Genomic DNA, 18,580 nt, shown 5'->3' with positions numbered 1-18,580 from the left:
CTTCCGTTCTCCCGCTATATTCTTCTCCACACAGCGCGCACCGCCCACATACAAAAACATGCTGCGCTTGCGATCACCGACATTTTTTCCTGTTTCCGGTAAAGTCCCCAGATTCTTGTAATCGCCCGGAGCTTGTTCGAGGAAAGGGATTTTTCCGGTCTTCTGTAGATCACCAGATTTTCCTTTAACCCGTAAGCGACGTGTCCGTTTCTTAAAATCTGCCACCACATCGCCGTGTCCTCGCTCGGCACGTCCGGCATCTGCAAAAGCGCCTTGTCAATTTTTTCCCGGTCAAACAGCACCGTGCTCGTAAAAATGACCGTCCGGCTGAGCGCTTTCTGATAAGTCAACTGATCGGGAACCCGCACGATTTTGCCGGTTCCGACCGCATGCTCGTCTCCAAATTCATACGAGCAAAATACAAAGGCTGCGTCTTTTTCCCGCAAAAAAGCCATTTCTCGTTCCAGCTTATCCACCCGCCAGATATCGTCCGCATCCATAAATGCGAGATAACGTCCATTTGCATGTGCTGTCCCGAAATTTCTTGCATTTGCCGCGCCCTTTACCCCGTCCGTCTGGGAAAGAAGCCGAATTCGCGCGTCTTTTCTGCAGATTTCTGACACAAGACCTGCGCTCCCGTCCGTAGAATGATCGTCTACCACCAGCAGCTCCCAGTCCGTCCATGTCTGGCGGCGAACCGATTCCAGCGCTTCCTCCAGATACGCCTGGGCGTTAAAAACCGGCATCACAATGCTGATCAGGTTCTCATAATTCATTACAGTTCTTCCTTTACCAGATAAATCGGACGCTTTTTCACTTCCAGATAGGTCTTGGACAGATACTGTCCCACGATTCCCAAGCAGAAAAGCTGCACGCCGGAAACCAACAGAATAATACATACCATCGACGGCCAACCGGGCGTCGGATCATGGTAAATCAGGTTTTTGATAATCAGGGCGATGATCGCCACAAACGCTGCGATGCAGAACACAACGCCCATGATAGACGAAATTGCCAGCGGCACTGTTGAAAATGCGGTAATTCCATCCAGCGAATACAAAAACAGCTTCCAGAAGCTCCATTTTGTCTCGCCGTGGGTGCGTTCCACGTTTTCATACTCCAGCCACTTCGTCTCATAGCCGACCCAGCCGAAAATTCCTTTCGTAAAACGGTTATATTCGCACATCGAAAGAATCGAATCCACAACCTGTCTCGTCATCAGGCGATAGTCGCGTGCGCCGTCCACGATCTCCGTTTTGGAAATTTTATTCATGATGCGGTAAAACATCCTTGCAAAAAACGACCGGATCGGAGGTTCGCCTTTTCGGGTCACACGTCTTGTCGCCACACTGTCGTAGCCCTGCTTAATGTAGGAAAACATCTCCGGTAAAAGTGACGGAGGATCCTGCAGATCAGCGTCCATCATCACGACATAGTCCCCCTTTGCTTTCTGGAAGCCCGCATAAATTCCTGCTTCCTTGCCAAAGTTGCGGGAAAAGGACACCAGATGCACCCGTTCATCCTTTTCGTGAAGCTTCCGAACCTCCGCTGCGGTATTGTCCTTGGAACCATCATCAATATAAATAATTTCCAGCTCCAGTTTTTCCTGCTCCAAAAAAGCGGAATTTTTCATCATTTCCTCATAAAAAATCGGAACGTTTTCCTCTTCATTATAGCAAGGTACGATTACGCTCAGTAACATGTTTCTCTCCTGTAGTTGCGTCCATTCTTATCTTGTCCGCAATTCTCGCTATGTATTCGCTGTTTGTCGGCCTCGGCGCGCCCGTCTCCCGGCTGAACCCGAACAGATCCTCAAACACCTCCGGATTGCCCCGTTCCCAGGACACCTCCACTGCGTTTCGGATCGCGCGTTCCACCCGCTGAAGCGTTGTTTTGTAACGCCTTGCGATCACCGGATATAACAGCTTCGTCACGCTGCCAACCAGTTCCATATCCGAGACAGCCAGCAAAACCGCCTCCCTCAGATAATAATATCCCCTCAAATGCGCCGGAATCCCAAGTTCCAGCATAAACGCCGATATCTCCCGCTCCGTTTCGAGTGTTTCTTTCCATTCTGCAGCCATTTCTGATTCCTCCTCTGAGTCTTTTTTCCGCACCAACAGTGTGACCGCACTGTGAACATTCTGCCGCTGCTTTCTACTTTATTCTAACACTCAGATTTTGGAAACCAAACGGAAAACGGTCGTGATATTTCGCGTTTTTTCGCCGTTTAAAGCCGTTCCGTCCTGCCTTCTTTTTCCAGCGTCTCAACGACTTCCTTGACGCGCTGTGCCTGATCGACAGGGCAGACCAGAATCGAATCCCTGCCCTCTACGATGACCAGGTTTTCAACGCCGACTGCGGCGATCAGCTTTTTACCGCCGTATACAACGCAGTTTTTCGCATCCAGAAGCAGCGTATCGCCGGAGCTGATGTTACCGGCAGCATCCCGGGTGCGCACTGCATCCAGCGTATCCCAGCTGCCAACGTCGTTCCAGCCGAAATCTCCTTCCAGCATCAGAACACCCTTTGCGCGCTCCATAATGCCGTAATCCACGGAAATCTTCGGGATGGTCGGATAAACCTCATGCAGAACCTCCTGCTCTTTTTCTGTGCCGAGCGCTGCCCCGATCTGTTTCAGACAGGCGTACACATCCGGCAGAAGTTCTTCGAAATAGTGAAGAATCGTGGAGGCTTTCCAGACAAACATGCCGCTGTTCCACGCATAACTGCCGGATGCCAGATAGCTTTTCGCCGTTTCCAAATCCGGTTTTTCCACAAATTCTTCTACCTTGCGCCATACTTTTCCAGCCGCTTCCACGCTGCGGATATAACCATAGCCGGTCGAGGGAAACGTCGGATGAATCCCGATCGTCACAAGTGCGTCCGTCTCTTCCACTGCACGAACCGCTTCCTTCATCACGCGGGTGTATTCCGCCTCATCGCGAATATAAGCGTCCGCCGCAAAAATGCACATCACGCCGTCACCGTATTTATGCAGAATTTCCATCGCCGCATAACCGATACACGCTGCTGTATTACGCGCCGCAGGCTCTGCCAGAATATGATCTGCCGCAATTCTGCCTGCTGTGCGCTCCTTCATCATCTTTGCCTGTGTCTCATTGGTCACAATAAAAATGTCCTTCTGATCCATCAGGTCATGCTGTCTGTCGATCGTCTCATTAACCAGAATATCTTTGCCGGACAGGTTTAAAAACTGTTTCGGCTCTGCCTTTGTACTCAGCGGCCAGAAACGGGTTCCGCCCCCGCCTGCCATAATTACGCCATAGGTTTTCATGTTGTATTTCCTTTCTGAAATGCTGCGCTTCCGTCAGCCCATTCCATGCATTTTTACAAATCCTTTTCGGCTTTTTCCGGATCGCTTCTATTTTGCCGGATCATTTCGGCTTTTTCCGGAAGCCGTCCCGAATCGAGTTGCCCCGCAGCTCGATATCCTGTACGATTGGGGATGACGGGAATTTGTTATACCCGATCTGCCCTCTGTCCGTCGGCACATAGATCGTCACACCATCCACCTCGTACATCTCTGCAGATCCATCTACATAATCCTGCTGCCACAGATAATACGGCTCATATGCCAGCTCCCGAACCATCTGTATCAGATTATACCCCTTATAGGTAAAAAATGCTACCAGCAATCCCACAAATGCCCAATATCCGGCATTTTTCAACCATTTACGTCCATTGTGTCCCTGTTCTGAACCAGCCAGCTTTTCCGCCGCCATACAATACAGGCTTCCAAACACCGTCAACGGAAAAAACAACACATAAAAATATCCGTACCGCACCAGCGGCGCCCCGAGCTGCCAGAAGAAAAAACCGACCACTGCACACAGCTGAAGCAGGGAAAGACACAAGGGCGTAAGATGTGCGACTCGGCGGGCGGGCAAGGGTGCGCCGATTTCTCGTTCAGACACAGCGCCGTCCACATGGGGCGCGACTGTCACCTTGCCTGCTCTGACTGCGCGCACAGCTCCGAGCACCGCCAGCACTGCACTCACCGGGATCGCTGCCCAGCCTGCCAGCACCAGAAGCTTATCGAATCCAGCCTGCGCTGCAAACCAGTTCGGCAGCCACTGCTTCAACGGCTGATCCAGCTGATAAACATTATAAATCTCCCGCGCATACGCCTGGATTTCCTTTGCGTCGCTGTTCGCATAGCCTTTGGAAATTTTCCAGTCTACCGGAAACCAGTCCAAAAACGTAAACGGATAAAACAGCCAGCCGGAAATCAGCACATTCCGCGCCAGATACGGAAATGCAATCAGAAGTCCCAGCGCGATATAGCCTGCAATCTGCAGCCATTTTTTCTGCCTAAGCAGCAACACCGCCGGATACAGGACCAGCAGCAAAATTACCGCTGTGGACAGCTTCACCGTCGCCGCATACACCAGATACAGACTCAGCAGCGCGTAAGGCACAGTTTGCTTTTCCCCGATGGGACAGTCCCTTTCCTGCTCCCACAGTTCCACCCAGGTCATTATTACCCAGAATAAAACCAACATTGCAAAATAATCGGACGCCGGGGAAACCATCTCCCGGAACACTGCTATCAGATAAAAGATCCCGCCGATAGATAAAAAATCCGATATTCGCACTTTTTTTCGTTTCCAAAATGCTATAAGCCCTGCCGCGCATTTACACGCGCACAGCAGCGCAAAAAATCCAGCCACGCAGTGCATCGGCCGTCCGATCAGCCACGTCTCGCTAAAGAAGGCGCTGAGTGCAAAGGAAGCGCTGTTGTAACCGAACCGGCTGTGCAGATTCGCAAGCCCCGGCACAACGCCGTACTCTTCGATCCATCGAATTGCCTGTGCATGATACAGTCCCGTATCGTAGTGCATATAGCCCCTCGACGAGCCGTATGCAAATAAAAGCGTCAGACCGGCATACAGCAGCCAGACGGCTTTGTTTTTTTTGCGCCAAAGGCTTTTTGAGTTTTCAAGCCCTTCGTCGCTTCTTTCCGTTTTTTTCTGACATGCCTGTGTTTTCGAAATTTTGAAAAAATCCGCCAAATCCCGACGCAGCAGCATTCCGCCGATGACCGCAGCAAAAACGGCAATCAGGCTTGCCCAGAAGCCAACGCCGGCAAACAGGCTGAAATACTCTGCATACACATTCAATACGAGCAGACCCGCCATCATATAGGTTACTGCGCTATGAATCTGACAACCGCCCTTTTTTCGAAACGGTGCAAGACACGCAAAGCCCATCAGAAACGACAACGCCGCCATATACGCCCATTCCATTAAAATCATTATCATAATTTTGATACCCCTGTCTGATGCATTAAATGTACCATTGCCCCCATTTCATGTCAAGGAAATGGAGGCGCTCCATTTTCCGGGTAATTTTCTTGCTTTTTTCCCTCACTGACACTAAACTGAATCCATATACAGATCAAAATCATTCATTGCTTTCCAGGAGGACTCCCATCTTATGACAAATATAATTTCATTCCAGAAGCCCGGTATCACTCGGATTACTGCAGCGTTTTTTGCAGCCTTTGCACTATGCGATATCGGTTCCATCCATCCGGCAGATATTTTTTCTGTCCTGATCTTTGCAGGCATGCTCCTCCTTTTTTCTCCAACGCTGACGCAAAGGCTGACGAATATCGGAGCAGCTTCTTCTGTGCTTCCGCGCCATTTTTATCCAATATGCAGACTTCTCGCAGTTCTCTACACCTTATTTTATGCAGCAGCAAAGCATGCTGAACTGTCCGGCAGCTTTGACAGCCGCATATTCAGGCTTGCATTCCTGGCGGCTGCGGTTATCGGTCTGTATTTTATATTCTTCCGATTCTGTGAACTGTCCATGCTGTTTCTTGCATCCAGACAGCAGCGGCGTTTTGCCCAAAACACTTTGCAGCAGCCTGACGGTGCATGTCCTGTACCCCCAGCCATATCTGCAGCGCATGCCCTGTCCCGCAAACAGAAGCTGCTCTGTTACTTCGGTCTGCTCTTCTGCTGGCTGTTCTGGTTTCTGTACCAGTTTCCCGGTGTTCTGACCCCGGACAGCATCAGCCAGTTTTCCCAGGCTACCGGCCTGATCCCGTTCAGTAACCACCACCCGATCCTGCACACGCTTTTGTTCTCCCTGTTTTACCATATCGGATTTTTTCTGACCGGAAGCATAAACACCGGAATCGCCTGTTATGTATTGTTCCAGATGTGCACTATGGCCGCTATTGAAACCTATACGCTATCCCTCCTCGCAAGATCAGGCGCTTCACGCCTCTGGCTGATTCTGTCTTTTTGTTTCTGGGGGCTCGTTCCATTTCACGCAATTTTTGCCGTAACCGTCTGGAAAGATATTCTTTTTTCCGGATTTATGCTGTTATATCTTTGCTTTTTATATGAACTGCTCTGCAACCCGGATAACCGTCCGGACATTTGGGCAGGGCTTTCCCTTTCCGGCTTTTTCGTCTGCACCCTGCGTTCAAACGGGCTTTATATCTTCCTGTTCACCCTCCCGTTTGTTCTGTTCGCATTTCGCCGGACATGGAAAAAAATGTTTGCCGTGCAGGCCGGCATACTCCTTTTATCCCTGATCATCACCGGCCCTGTATACACTGCCTGTCATGTTGAGCGCGCTTCCTTTACAGAATCCCTCTCCATTCCTCTGCAGCAGATTGCCTGTGTCGTTTCTAACGGTCGACAGCTGAGCCCAGAGCAGGAAATGCTCATCGATGATGTAGTCGATACTTCCCTGATTCCGGAGTATTACAATCCGGTGATCTCCGATCCCATCAAGGCACTCGTCTCCTACAACCATGCCGATGCGATCATCCGGAATCCTTCAAAATATTTCACCCTCTGGATTCAGCTCGGTATTTCTTACCCGGGCGACTATCTCCAGGCCTTTATCGATCAGACAAAAGGATACTGGTTCCCCGCCCCGGCTGCTTTACGCACGAATGAAGGGATTTCTCCGAACGAAATCGGACTTTCCTGGCCGCATCTTCTGCGGGGTCAGTTTCCGGTCAAAATCAGTGAAATTCTTTTAAAGCTTCCTGATATGCTTCCGGTTTACGGTATTTTGTGGAGCATCGGCGCGTACTTCTGGGCTGTCCTGTATTTTGCCGCATATCAGTTTTTATACGGACAGCGGCGGTTTCTCGTGCTCTTTGTACCGTTTATCGGAACTGTACTTACCCTGCTTCTGGCAACTCCTGTCGCCTCCGATCTGCGCTACGCTTATCCGCTCATCCTTGCCGCGCCGTTTTTCATTGCGCTGCCGTATTGCCATCTTCAAACCTCCCGTCTGCAAAAATGAGATGGGAAACGTTGTAAAACTGACAAAAAAAGTGTAAAATAAAAAATCAGGGGATGGCATTTTGCCTAATTTAGTTTCCAAAGAGAAAGAGGTATTTTATGGACTTTTTTAACGCACTGATTCACAACACGGTTTTTATGTCCGCAGTTACGGGGTGGTTCGCTGCACAGGTCATCAAAACAGTGATTTATACCTGTATCACCAAAAGCTTTGATCCGGAACGTTTAGTCGGAAGCGGCGGCATGCCCAGCTCCCATTCCGCCACTGTCTGCGCACTCGCAACCGCATCCGGAATGCAATACGGCGGCGGCAGCTTTGAATTCGCCATTGCCGCTATTGTAGCGATTATCGTTATGTATGATGCCAGAGGGGTGCGCCGGGAAACCGGTCTCCAGGCACAGGTCATCAATGAAATGATGGAATTCTGGGAAAAGATGGGGCAGCCGATCTCCTACGAAGAAAAGCTCAAGGAATTCGTCGGCCATACCCCTTTACAGGTGTTTGTCGGCGCGCTGCTCGGCATCCTGATCGCCGTATTGTACGGCCTGTTCCTCGGTTAAATCTTTATCTGCTTGCGCCTTCCTGCAGACAACTTTCGTGTCTGTAGGAAGGCGCATCTGCGTTATAACGTTTTTTCCCGTAAAAATCTGCCCTCCTGACACAGAATTTTCACAGTTATTCTGTATAGTGATAACTAAGAAATTTGATGGAGGACATAAAATGAGCCAACAAAAAGTAGACCGTTATAAACAGGAAAAAGCGCATCGCAAAGAACGTCTGGAGAAGGAAAAGAAACGAAAAAAGCTCCTTCGCATCTGCAGTTATTTCGTACTTGCAGTAATCGTACTTGCGATTGCTTTTGCAATTTACCGCCACTATACTCCCAAGACAGAGACGCCGGCAGAAACAGAAACTACTGTCGAAAGCGTAATCGAAACAACTACAGCTGAAGAAAGTACCGCAGCTGAAACAGAGGACACAGATACAGAAAGCACCGCCGAGGAAACCGCTGACACAGAAAGCGCTGCAGAAGAAACCGACGCAGCTGATACGGAAAGTGCTGCAGCTGATGGGGAAGCAACGACTGACGACGCTGCGCAGACAGCCCAGACTGAGAACGCTGCAGAGTAAAACGATTACCATGAAAAAACTCCCATTTTCTATGGCCGGGATAGCAGGGAATAATTCCTTCTTCATTTGCCACCGAAACGGGAGTCTTTTTATTCCTGATAATAGCATGCTCACAGAGCACGCATTACTTTCTTGCTATCAAATACAGGTCACAATACAGCAGCTCTCTGATCTTTTCCATCTTCACATCACCGCCCATTCCATCTGCAACAGCCTGCAGCGCCTCCTCAGTCTGCTCCATTCTGGAAACATATACAAGCACCTGATCCGCCTGCCGGATTGTATCATCCTCCACAGTCGAAACGTCTGCAAGGCTCGCAAAATAAATTTCATCATACTGTATCAGCTCCAGTGAATCGTCCCAGATCATCCAGGTCAGGTTGGGATTATAAAAATAAACGACCGGTTTCTCTTTATGCTCCTGCGCAAACGCGATGCTTTCTGTGTCCTCTTCATAAAGAAACAGCACCTTTCCATCCGCCAGTCCTCGAATCTGTCCTGTTGCCAGCACCAGAAATACCGCCAGAAGCACATAGCCGGCTGCTTTATCGTGCACGGACCGTTTTTCCGGAGCAGATGTATCTCTGGTATCGCTGATTTTCCCCGCAGCGCTTTTTACAGCAGTCCCTTTTCTCATAGTCAACACGAAAAGCTTCTGTCCGAGCAGTACAAATATAACCATCATCAGCAGCAAAATCAGCCCGTAGACCGGAATCTGATATCGGTTCGCTTCCTCCGCCGTCAGGAGCGCTGTTTTGGTCACGACAAGGAAATAACCGAGTACTGCTGCCGCCGGAATCCAGAAAACACGCCGTGCTTCCCAGAATGATTCGTGGAAAGCGTCAGCCTGCCGGTTCGAATTTTCCTGCGCGGCTGCGTACTCTTCTGTCTGTTGCCCAGATTTCTGCGCGGCTGCGTACTCTGCTGTCTGCTGCCCAGATTTCTGCGCAGTCGCAGCGACAGTTTTCCGTCCGGCTTTCATCCGTCCAATTCCCCAGACCGTCAGCGCCATCAGGACAAGCAGCAGAACAAATCCGTACAGCATCGACCCGAAGGCATATTCATTGAGCAGTCCTGCGAAGAACCGGAATCTTCCAAGCGTATTGCCAAGGTCGAAGAACGCACCCATCGCTTCCGTCCCCCGGTATCCCCGAAAAATATGGCTCAGACACGCCGGATAGCTGACTACGGCAAGTACCATCGCTCCGATCACAGCAGCCGCATAAATGAGACAGTCTTTCCATTTCTGCCCCCAGCTTTTCTGCTCTGCACGTTCCAACAGCAGATACAGCTCCATCGCCGCTGCCAGGAAAAACAGATAAACAGCAAAATAGTAATGCGTCAGAAAACCGAGATAAACAACCGCCATCAGCGGCAGATAAAAGGAAAACCCGCGTTTTCTCTCCTGCAGGCTTTTTACATGCAGCCAGGTCACGAGCAAAATCCACAGAGCCAGAAGCATATACATTCGAACCAGCATAACGCCGGAATAAACCGCCGGGTTAAAACCATACAGGAGGCACACTCCGAAAATCATCACTCGCGTGATACGCTCCGGAACGTCCGCCGCCGTTACACAGGTCTGCGCTTTCCCACCAGGCGCAGCCGCGCTCCTCAGCGCACCCGTCACAATCCGCCGCGTCAGCTTCGCCAGCACACTCCAGCTCAGAACGAAAAGCACTATATTCAGTCCAATTCCTGACCATTTGCTGAACCTTCCGGGAAACAGCGAGCATACCGTATGCAGCAGCAGATAGTAAAACGGCGGATGCACGTCATAGGTCTGCATGCGCGTAACCGTCCCATACTGAAACCGCTGCCCCGGCAGAACCCGGAATTCGTCCGCAATCTCGCTGCCCGGCTTCCACTCCCGGTCGGTCGGCACCAGACCGATCGACACATTGGAGGAATAATAGGAATAATATTCATCATAATGGAACCCTGCTTTTTTACTTCCAAAATAAAAAATCGCAATCAGCTGCACCAAAAGCAGCATACCAAGGATCAGATACCAGTTTCGTTTCTTCACATTCCCTCCTGCCCGCAGACGCAGATTTACGTTCTGCAGTTCTATCATGCGTTGTTTTTTGATAAACATTTCTTTTTATAATAGTACCATGTTCTATTTTAATTTATTTTTCTGCATAACTCAAGGAAGCATTCACACAGTTTCGTAAAACAATAGAATGCACGCTCTGCGAGCATTCTATTGTCATGAATTCAGTTCGTCCATGCCATTCTGCAGACACGTTCGAAGGAAGCAGAATAATTCGTGGATATAGCCTGTATCCCGACTATCTTCCACCTTTCAAAGAACTCTTAAAGGATCTGAGTGAGGCTTTATCGTATACAGGAATAATTAAGATTTAATATCGTTTTATGTAGTGACAAACCAATTTTGCTACGCTATAATTGTTACAGTTGTGTGACGCAGAGACGCTTCACACTTTTTCGCGCGGGCAGTTGGATATCCTGTGTATGGATTTCCGTTTCCCGCATTCGACGATTTATAAGAAAGAGAGGAACCAAAATGAAGAAACTGGCTGTATTTCTGCTGACCGGTCTGACATGCGCATCCATGCTGTTCGGCTGCGGAAGCAAAAATGACACCGTAGAAACCGTTCCGGTAGCTGAGGTGCAGGAAAGCACTGCCGCTCCTGCTGAAACAGAATCTGAGACGGAAACAGAAACCGTTGAGGAGGATGTTCCTCCGGAAGAAGGCATGGTAAAAAGTGACCTGACCGGCGAATGGATCAGCGGCGATCTCGCAGATCAGCGTCCGATCGCAGTTATGATCCCCGATGAAAATGCAGCGCTCCCGCACTACGGGCTTTCCAATGCTGATATCCTGTATGAATGCAGCGTAGAAGGCAACATGACCCGTCTGATGGCTGTTTTCAAGGATTGGAAAAACATTGAACGCATCGGCAATATCAGAAGCTGCCGCGATTATTATGTTTACTGGGCAAAAGAATGGGATGCAATTTACTGCCATATCGGCGGTCCGTTCTACATTCTGAACGCGATCAATGATCCTACTACCAATAATATCACCGGTGCTGTTCTGGCAAGCGACCCTTCCCAGAAAAAAGGTCTGTATGACGCAGCCTTCTACCGCACCAGCGACCGTAAAGCTCCGCATAATGCTTATACAAGCGGCGACCGTATCGACAAAGCCGCTCAGGCCCTCGGCTATTCCGAAACCTATACTGAGAACTATCAGAGCGATCACTTCAAATTCGCTTCCACAAACAATCCGAACACGCTGGAACAGTACGGAAGCAGTGCAATCCCTGCAACCAAGATCGATCTGGCAGGCGCTTACCCGATTACCAAGACCTATTTCGAATATAACGAAGAAGATGGTCTGTACTATCGCTTCCAGGGTATGCAGAAAGGCGACCAGAAGCATATGGACGGCGCCAATAACAAACAGCTGGCATTCAAGAACGTTTTAGTTCAGTTTGCTTATTATGAAACCCGTGATGCGAAGGGTTATCTGTCTTTCCAGTGCCACGACGACACCAAAGACGGCTACTACTTCACAAACGGCAAGGGCATCCATGTAACCTGGAAAAAGACCAGCGACTTCGCACCGACCAAGTTCTATGACGACAACGGCAACGAAATCGAAATCAACCCCGGCAAGACCAACATCTGTGTAGTTGAGCAGGGTAAATCCATTGATGCGGAATAATTGGGAGTATCCCAAAGTTTGTGTAAACCTCCAAACTGATGTAAGATAAAATTACTCAGTTTGGAGGTTATTTTTATGGCAAGAAGAAAAGACAGCCCACAAAAAGCAGCAATGAGAGAAATGATGCGCGACTATCTGAAAAATAATGATATCAGCATCAAAGACGGCACCGATGTAAACAGTATCATGCGTGACATGATGTCTGTTCTTCTGGAAGGTGCTTTGGATGAGGAACTGGATGAAGAATTAGGATATTCCAAGTATGATTATCGTAACAAAGAAACAGACAACAGCAGAAACGGTCATTCCAGCAAAACCATGCACACCAGTTATGGAGATATGGATGTGGCGATCCCAAGGGATCGTAACGGTGATTACGAACCACAGCTGATTAAAAAATATCAAAATACCGTAACTCAGGACATGGAAGAAAAAATACTTTCCATGTATGCCAAGGGAATGACAACCGGAGACATTGAATCCCACATGCGTGAATTATACGATATTGATATTTCTGACAGCACAATCAGCCGGATCACAGACAAAATCCTGCCGATTGTAAAAGAATGGCAGGAACGTCCTCTGGAAGAAGTGTATGCTGTAGTATTTATGGATGCGATCCACTATCATGTCCGCAGCGAAGGACGTATCGTAAAACGTGCGGTTTACATTGCTCTTGGTATCGACATGAGCGGAAAAAAAGATGTCCTTGGAATGTATGTTGGAGAGAACGAAAGTGCGAAGTTCTGGCTTTCTATCATGAATGGATTAAAAAACAGAGGCGTTGAGGATATCCTGATTGCATGCGTTGATGGTTTAAATGGATTTCCACAGGCAATCGAGGCTGTTTATCCAAAAACAGAGATTCAGCAGTGTATCATCCACCAGATCCGCAATTCAACGAAGTTTGTCTCCTACAAAGATATCAAAAAACTGATGGCTGATCTGAAGCTTGTATATGCGGCTCCAACGGAAGAAACAGCTTTAAATGAGTTAGAATTGTTCAAAGATAAATGGGATTCCAAGTACCCGAAAATCTATAAATCCTGGAATGATAACTGGGCAACCCTGTCCACTTATTTCAAATATCCAGAGGCAGTAAGACGCCTGATTTACACCACAAATGCCATTGAAGGCTTCAACCGTCAGCTCCGGAAAGTGACCAAAAGCAAAACGGTTTTTCCGTCGGATGACAGCCTTTTGAAAATGCTGTATTTGGCAACCATGGATATCACGAAAAAATGGACCGGTCACAGGCAGGACTGGGGACAGATCCATTCCCAGCTTGAAATTTATTTTGAAGAACGTCTGGCAGGACGGAACCTGTAAAACAGTCAATTTTAGGCAGGTTTTATTGACATGCCTAAAAACTACTGTATAATGCAGATATGGGCAGAATCCGGAAAATCGGCTCTGCCCATTTGTAACTATTCACAAATCTTATATCAGTTTTTAACGTTTACACAAAACTTGAAACGCTCTCGAATAATTTGTTCTGACGTATAAATCGCCCAATCCGGCAGGTATTTTTTAACTGCGGATGGGGCGATTTTTTCATTCATTCTATTGTTTTATTTGCTTTCTACTTCACAAACAGGCAAATCTACTGGTACAACAACACTACAGTCTCACTTTTCAAGCCTCTTTCTGGTGATTTAAGAGTTCTTCTACCTCTGATGTAGTCATCAGAAGATCATCAGCAATCTTCTCTACGCTCTCGCCCCGCTGGTATTTGCCCGCCGCAAGGTTTGCAAGCCCTTTTACAATACCTTTGTCGATTCCTTGTTCGATTCCTTTCGCCAGAGCTTCCTGATAAAGTTCTTTTGACCGATAGGTTAATACCTTTCCTCCCATAACTTCAGCTACCTCCTTTTCCACATTTTTATATTTTGACGCCAGTTTTTCCACAACAGTACGGGACAGCTAGCACAGCGCTCCACCTGTGACTGACCTCATGCGTCCGTTTTTACATTCCTGATCCAGCATTTCTGCCACCCTCTCGTATTCTCTTCTCAGTTTCTCAAGACGCTCTTCATCGCTGTCGATCTGCGACAGTTCTTTTTCATACCGGAAGATATAAAACGGAATCAGCATCCATAAACGCCGTTCAAAAATATCCTCCAGCGTGTAATTTCTTACTTTCAGAATCGGAATGCCATATTTTAATTCTTTCCTGGCTGCACGGATGCAGATTTTCAGTTCATCCGGCGTGTTTGGATTGCTTCTTAAATAAATTACCGCGGAATCAGGGAAATCTACATACAACATGCCTTCCCTGTATTCTGCGTTTAATAACGCGATCTGCGTGTCATACTCCCACATCCGAATTTCCATCGTTCCGTCCGGCGTGCTCTGGCATTCCAGATGGTAATATTTCGATATTCCTTTTAATGAAATCAACGTCATGTTGGAATCCGTAACCCGCTTTTCCTTCTTCCCGTTCGGATTCCTGATAAATATCTCATTTGCACTCGACAGTACCACTTCCTGACCTGTGTAATCCGTTCCAAACAGTTCATTGATTAATGGAATCACCAGCTCCGGGCAGTCCTGCAGCAAGGTTCGAAAAGCATCATCATAAGGTGTATTGATTGTTTCCATCGTTTGCCTTTCTGGTTCGTTCAGCTTTATTCAGTTTTTATGTTTTATTCAGTTTTTTGTGAAAACAAAAGAAACGCATCTGCCGGTTCTGTTCATTTTCACGGTATTCACCAAGGTTTGCGCGCTTAATCTTCGGTTCATTGACTCACGGAAATCATTCGCCGATTCTGGCTTGAAAAGATAGAAGAAAGCCGGATACACCGCTATACGATGCTCCGCTTATAATAGATTATCTGATTTCCTGATTTGTGTCCTAAAATATTCCTATCAGCAGGAACTGCAACTTTATTATACAAAATACTTTTTCCAAATTCAATCTGTCACCATTCAAATTTACAAAAACTTTATAACGTATGTTACAGTTCACTCGTGGTTTCTTGTGGGCAGATTCCATGCTCGCATGAGAATCTGCCCACAAGAAACCACGAAGGGAACGCCATTTTATGAGCAAAAATGAGCTGCGAAGCAGCGGAAAGCATCGAGGATGCGCTTTTGCAAATAGTACGAGTGAACTGTAACTAACATATGGCTGCCGCGCAGGGAAATTTCCCTATACGGCAGCCATTTTTCAGTCTGTATTTTCTTCATACAATAAACTGCGTTCCTCTCCGGACAGACGCGGCACATACCAGTTGTCGTCCGGATCATCCAGTGAGGAAACAATTTTGTTGGACACATACTGCACTGCAGCCGCAGCATTTTCCGTCGGGCGCACGGTCACCTCATGAACGAACGCTCTGGAACTTCCGAGATAGGGGAAAACAGCATGCACAGTGAGCGTTACCGTCCCGTCGTCATTTTCCTGAAACGCTGTCACCTCCGGGTACGGATGCTCCGGGTACTCTGACTCATAAAATCCACGCGGATAATATTCATATGTGTCATCTTCCTCCCGGTAAATCGCTTTTTTGCGCAGGATATCTGTTTTTACATTCAAAAACTCCTGAATAACCGATTCAAACTCTTTTGACGGAATTCCATACACTGTGCTGTTTCCAGCATTTTTCTCACTCTGCCACGGGATTTTCCGATGATATATATGCGGATAAAAAACATCGAACAGATCATAAAAGTCCAGCTCTCCGAAATCCGTTTCATCCCAGTCTGTCAGAAACAGATTGTTGCATTCATAGCCGACCGGCAGGAGCGCTTTTTCGTTCCATTCCCGGCAGGCTTCGTCCAGAGGATCCACCCGCAGCGCCGCATATTCCTTAACGTCGCTGAGCGTCATCACATACATCTCATCCAGCGCCCCGGTTCCGGAAAACATCAGATAACCGTCCTCCGTATACGACCAACTGTCCGCTGTAAAATGTTCTTCCGTCTTTTTGCGCATCATTTCATCTTCATAATGATAATAATTGCGTGTCACATCGAGATTGCCTTCTGCCGCCTGCAGCTCATACTCCACAAAGCCACCGTTCCAGTCAACTTCAACAATTTCTATCTGTGCCTCCTGCTGATCCGTCGCCCGCCTGCAGAAACGCTTTACCTCTGATGCCCGCACCATATCGACCCTATTTTTCTGGTCTACTGCAGGATATCCGTTTTCTCCAAACTGCTTTACGATATGTGCAATGGTCTCTTTTTCCCCGAGCCGTCCACTTCTGCCTGCTTCCCGATACAGCTCAAGACAAACATCTTCCATCCGTATCTTCGGCTCTTCATCCTCTTCCAGCACAATCACTGTTTCCGCTTCAGTATCCACATCCTGCCAGGTCTCTCGGGACGGTTTTCCACAGCCCTGCGCCACAAATGGCAAGATAGTGCACAGCGCTATTGCATATGTCAAAAATCTGCGATGCTCTGCGAATTTCTTTTGTTCTGTCTGCATAGTTCTGTCACTCTTTCGTCGTAATTTCCATCAGCCTGTCTTCTTCGTCGTCTACGAAAGGATTTACAATTTCCTGTCATTTGAAAATCAGAAAACAGGGCAAGAGTCCTGCTCTCGCCCTGCGCTTCTTATTCATGACAATAGAATGCTCGCAGAGCGTGCATTCTATTGTTTCACAATTGCTTTTTCGATCTCCGCGTTCACCCGTTCTCTTAAGGCTAGCAGCCATTCTTTTTCTTTGGGATAGCGCTTGAAGGTGATCGGTTCATCCGTTCCTTCTGCGATGATTTCACAGACTTTTTCCCTGCCGACCAGCGATTCCAGCAGTTCAAACGCACGCACATCCTGCATCACCTGCTGCATCAGCATCAGACGGATAGATTCCTCCGGTACGCCGCCCTCGCCGGGATAAACCAAAAATGCATCGCCGGACGGAAATGCTTCTCCCGCATCCGTTACCGCATACGGGTTAATGTGCTTGATCGAATACTGGCTGTTATAAAAGTTAAAGCCCCAGTGCAGAAATCCACTGATTTTATACAGATACAGCTGCACACCGAGGATTCTGGTACGCGCAGAAGGCATCGCCATGAACCGATTGGAAACCTCCTTCCACTGTCCGGTGCAATAATAGGTCCACAGTCCTTCCATTCCTCTTTCCAAAAACGGCTCCATGCAGTTTGTTCCGGGTGCAAACAGATCGACCAGGCCTTTTTCACAAAATCCAACGTCAGAAAGCGCATCAATCGTATGAAATCCCTGAATATAGGGTAGTACCATTTCCCGCGCTTTTTTATAATCCTCTAAAATCTCCTCGCCGGGTTCATCTGAAATATGGAAAAAGACTTTATCCTGCAGTCCCTGTTCTTTCAGGAAATCTGTCAGGGCAGTCAGATATTGTGCCAGAAAATCCGCATATTCCGGGCTCTGTGCGTCCGTGTGCCAGCCAAACTTATGGCGAAGCGTGCCGTCCTCCCAGACCATAATCTTCGGTGCGCACTTAGCGCCCCACTGGGTAAACAGATGCGCCATTTCAAAATACGTAATTCCGGCAAAGCGACAAATTCCGATCCAGCGCTCCAGTTTCGAAAAATCGAAGCTGTAGGTATCACCGTCCTTGCGGATATCCAGCAGCTGAACCGTCGTGCGCTCGCCGCCGACCGCAGTGTCCAGAGGCGGTGTAAATACGGGTGTCAGAATCGTATTGATGCCACGCGCCGCATACAGGCGGATAAAGTTTTCCAGAATCTTCCAGTGTTCTTCGCTGAACGGTTTTACATGATAATAGTCTGCCAGACAGTCAGAATGGAACCATTCCGTATGCAAAATCTTCTGCGGCGGAAGCGACGCATCGACCACATGCAGATCAGCTTTTAACGTCTCTTTTTCTCCGTCCTCAGTTTCCGTTTCGATCACAATAACATAGTCCCCGCCTGCAAGCTCCGCATCGACCGTCACATCCAACCATAGGCTGCGCCACTGTCCGGGCACTTCTTTTGTCAGATATTTTTTGTCCGCGCCATCGCCCTCCGTATTCAGATCGCGCAAAAGATCCGGATACATCCCGGGTACGATGCGCAGATAGTTATCATCCTGCTCCTTATGGCACGGATAAGCCGACGGAACCAGCTCAACCCGGCGCAATCTCGTCTCAATTTTTTCCGGCGCTTTTACGGAAACCTTCCAGTAACGTCCCCAGTCTGCCGCCCCAAAATATGCAATCACACAGGATACGGTTTCCCGATGCAGCGTTGAAAGGCGAATGCTCCCCTGTCCATCCGGTGCTTCCTCTGCGAACACCTTTGTCAGCGTGTCCGTAATTTTCCAATTGTTCCCCATGAGTTCCTCCTTACCCCCTGATTTTGTATACGCTCAGACAATATGGGCGCTTTTTGCGTCTGCACTAAGCGTATCATAAAAAGGGCAAATCGGCTATGGTTTCTTTTGAAAGGTCTTCCATACGGTGTCCCGAACAGCTTCCACGAACGACAAAACAGGAAAAGCTTCTTTTTCAGAAG

Annotated in this window: 15 protein-coding genes; 5 read left to right on the top strand and 10 right to left on the bottom strand. The window is 48.2% G+C overall.

Features of this window, described 5'->3' with window-relative positions; genetic code table 11:
• Positions 1 to 14: 14 nt before the first annotated feature.
• From ACLTOQ_RS06095 to ACLTOQ_RS06075, 5 genes are all read right to left on the bottom strand, one after another.
• Positions 15 to 776: a glycosyltransferase family 2 protein gene (locus tag ACLTOQ_RS06095; RefSeq protein WP_412319079.1), complete on the bottom strand. Its 762-nt coding sequence runs from the start codon at positions 774 to 776 to the stop codon at positions 15 to 17.
• Complete coding sequence (locus ACLTOQ_RS06090; RefSeq protein WP_412319078.1) at positions 776 to 1,702, bottom strand: glycosyltransferase family 2 protein; 927 nt, start codon at positions 1,700 to 1,702, stop codon at positions 776 to 778. The genes ACLTOQ_RS06095 and ACLTOQ_RS06090 overlap by 1 nt, the downstream gene beginning before the upstream one ends.
• Positions 1,671 to 2,084, bottom strand: a complete 414-nt coding sequence (locus ACLTOQ_RS06085) for a sporulation initiation factor Spo0A C-terminal domain-containing protein (protein ID WP_021914831.1) — start codon at positions 2,082 to 2,084, stop codon at positions 1,671 to 1,673. Before ACLTOQ_RS06085 ends, ACLTOQ_RS06090 begins: the two co-directional genes overlap by 32 nt.
• Positions 2,085 to 2,230: 146 nt before the next feature.
• Complete coding sequence (locus ACLTOQ_RS06080; RefSeq protein ID WP_337672732.1) at positions 2,231 to 3,298, bottom strand: mannose-1-phosphate guanylyltransferase; 1,068 nt, start codon at positions 3,296 to 3,298, stop codon at positions 2,231 to 2,233.
• Positions 3,299 to 3,398: 100 nt separating this feature from the next.
• On the bottom strand, positions 3,399 to 5,285 hold the full coding sequence (locus ACLTOQ_RS06075; protein WP_412319077.1) for an LIC_10190 family membrane protein: 1,887 nt from the start codon (positions 5,283 to 5,285) through the stop codon (positions 3,399 to 3,401).
• Between the two features lie 175 nt (positions 5,286 to 5,460).
• On the opposite strand from ACLTOQ_RS06075, the gene ACLTOQ_RS06070 reads away from it, so the two are divergent.
• The 3 genes from ACLTOQ_RS06070 to ACLTOQ_RS06060 all read left to right on the top strand — a co-directional run bounded on the left by ACLTOQ_RS06070 (position 5,461) and on the right by ACLTOQ_RS06060 (position 8,430).
• Entirely contained in the window at positions 5,461 to 7,299 is a 1,839-nt protein-coding gene (locus ACLTOQ_RS06070; protein ID WP_412319076.1) for a DUF6020 family protein, read from the top strand.
• Between the two features lie 98 nt (positions 7,300 to 7,397).
• Positions 7,398 to 7,859 (top strand): divergent PAP2 family protein, encoded by a 462-nt coding sequence (locus ACLTOQ_RS06065; RefSeq protein ID WP_262585171.1) that lies wholly within the window; start codon positions 7,398 to 7,400, stop codon positions 7,857 to 7,859.
• Between the two features lie 160 nt (positions 7,860 to 8,019).
• Positions 8,020 to 8,430, top strand: coding sequence for a hypothetical protein (locus ACLTOQ_RS06060; protein WP_412319075.1), 411 nt, complete (start codon positions 8,020 to 8,022; stop codon positions 8,428 to 8,430).
• 124 nt (positions 8,431 to 8,554) lie between these two features.
• Here ACLTOQ_RS06060 and ACLTOQ_RS06055 read toward each other — a convergent pair whose 3' ends face one another.
• Entirely contained in the window at positions 8,555 to 10,459 is a 1,905-nt protein-coding gene (locus tag ACLTOQ_RS06055) for a hypothetical protein (protein ID WP_412319074.1), read from the bottom strand.
• A 501-nt stretch (positions 10,460 to 10,960) separates the two neighbouring features.
• Between ACLTOQ_RS06055 and ACLTOQ_RS06050 the strand changes: the two genes are divergently transcribed.
• Positions 10,961 to 12,127 carry a DUF3048 domain-containing protein gene (locus ACLTOQ_RS06050; RefSeq protein ID WP_117959935.1) on the top strand — a complete coding sequence of 389 codons (1,167 nt, stop codon included), beginning with the start codon at positions 10,961 to 10,963 and terminating at the stop codon, positions 12,125 to 12,127.
• Positions 12,128 to 12,238: 111 nt separating this feature from the next.
• The gene (locus ACLTOQ_RS06045) at positions 12,239 to 13,456 is read left to right on the top strand and encodes an IS256 family transposase (protein WP_412319120.1); all 1,218 of its coding nucleotides are present in this window, start codon (positions 12,239 to 12,241) and stop codon (positions 13,454 to 13,456) included.
• A 306-nt stretch (positions 13,457 to 13,762) separates the two neighbouring features.
• Here the strand turns inward: ACLTOQ_RS06045 and ACLTOQ_RS06040 are convergent, their stop codons facing one another.
• The 4 genes from ACLTOQ_RS06040 to ACLTOQ_RS06025 all read right to left on the bottom strand — a co-directional run bounded on the left by ACLTOQ_RS06040 (position 13,763) and on the right by ACLTOQ_RS06025 (position 18,401).
• Positions 13,763 to 13,981, bottom strand: a complete 219-nt coding sequence (locus ACLTOQ_RS06040; RefSeq protein WP_412319073.1) for a hypothetical protein — start codon at positions 13,979 to 13,981, stop codon at positions 13,763 to 13,765.
• A 69-nt stretch (positions 13,982 to 14,050) separates the two neighbouring features.
• A complete protein-coding gene (locus tag ACLTOQ_RS06035; protein ID WP_412319072.1) occupies positions 14,051 to 14,728 on the bottom strand; it encodes a hypothetical protein in 678 nt (225 codons plus the stop codon).
• A 568-nt stretch (positions 14,729 to 15,296) separates the two neighbouring features.
• Positions 15,297 to 16,562 (bottom strand): DUF6070 family protein, encoded by a 1,266-nt coding sequence (locus ACLTOQ_RS06030; RefSeq protein ID WP_412319071.1) that lies wholly within the window; start codon positions 16,560 to 16,562, stop codon positions 15,297 to 15,299.
• A gap of 165 nt (positions 16,563 to 16,727) precedes the next feature.
• Entirely contained in the window at positions 16,728 to 18,401 is a 1,674-nt protein-coding gene (locus ACLTOQ_RS06025) for a DUF4091 domain-containing protein (protein WP_412319070.1), read from the bottom strand.
• Positions 18,402 to 18,580 lie beyond the last annotated feature (179 nt).

It is taken from the genome of Gallintestinimicrobium sp., from assembly GCF_046968865.1.
Taxonomy (GTDB): Bacteria; Bacillota; Clostridia; order Lachnospirales; family Lachnospiraceae; genus Gallintestinimicrobium; species Gallintestinimicrobium propionicum.
This window is presented reverse-complemented; position numbering and strand designations above follow the sequence as displayed.

Coding starts and splice junctions, on each gene's coding strand:
- ACLTOQ_RS06095 (WP_412319079.1), bottom strand. CDS start 776: ATGAATTATGAGAACCTGATCAGCATTGTGATGCCGGTTTTTAACGCC.
- ACLTOQ_RS06060 (WP_412319075.1), top strand. CDS start 8,020: ATGAGCCAACAAAAAGTAGACCGTTATAAACAGGAAAAAGCGCATCGC.
- ACLTOQ_RS06035 (WP_412319072.1), bottom strand. CDS start 14,728: ATGGAAACAATCAATACACCTTATGATGATGCTTTTCGAACCTTGCTG.
- ACLTOQ_RS06070 (WP_412319076.1), top strand. CDS start 5,461: ATGACAAATATAATTTCATTCCAGAAGCCCGGTATCACTCGGATTACT.
- ACLTOQ_RS06090 (WP_412319078.1), bottom strand. CDS start 1,702: ATGTTACTGAGCGTAATCGTACCTTGCTATAATGAAGAGGAAAACGTT.
- ACLTOQ_RS06025 (WP_412319070.1), bottom strand. CDS start 18,401: ATGGGGAACAATTGGAAAATTACGGACACGCTGACAAAGGTGTTCGCA.
- ACLTOQ_RS06065 (WP_262585171.1), top strand. CDS start 7,398: ATGGACTTTTTTAACGCACTGATTCACAACACGGTTTTTATGTCCGCA.
- ACLTOQ_RS06085 (WP_021914831.1), bottom strand. CDS start 2,084: ATGGCTGCAGAATGGAAAGAAACACTCGAAACGGAGCGGGAGATATCG.
- ACLTOQ_RS06030 (WP_412319071.1), bottom strand. CDS start 16,562: ATGCAGACAGAACAAAAGAAATTCGCAGAGCATCGCAGATTTTTGACA.
- ACLTOQ_RS06080 (WP_337672732.1), bottom strand. CDS start 3,298: ATGAAAACCTATGGCGTAATTATGGCAGGCGGGGGCGGAACCCGTTTC.
- ACLTOQ_RS06040 (WP_412319073.1), bottom strand. CDS start 13,981: ATGGGAGGAAAGGTATTAACCTATCGGTCAAAAGAACTTTATCAGGAA.
- ACLTOQ_RS06045 (WP_412319120.1), top strand. CDS start 12,239: ATGAGAGAAATGATGCGCGACTATCTGAAAAATAATGATATCAGCATC.
- ACLTOQ_RS06050 (WP_117959935.1), top strand. CDS start 10,961: ATGAAGAAACTGGCTGTATTTCTGCTGACCGGTCTGACATGCGCATCC.
- ACLTOQ_RS06075 (WP_412319077.1), bottom strand. CDS start 5,285: ATGATAATGATTTTAATGGAATGGGCGTATATGGCGGCGTTGTCGTTT.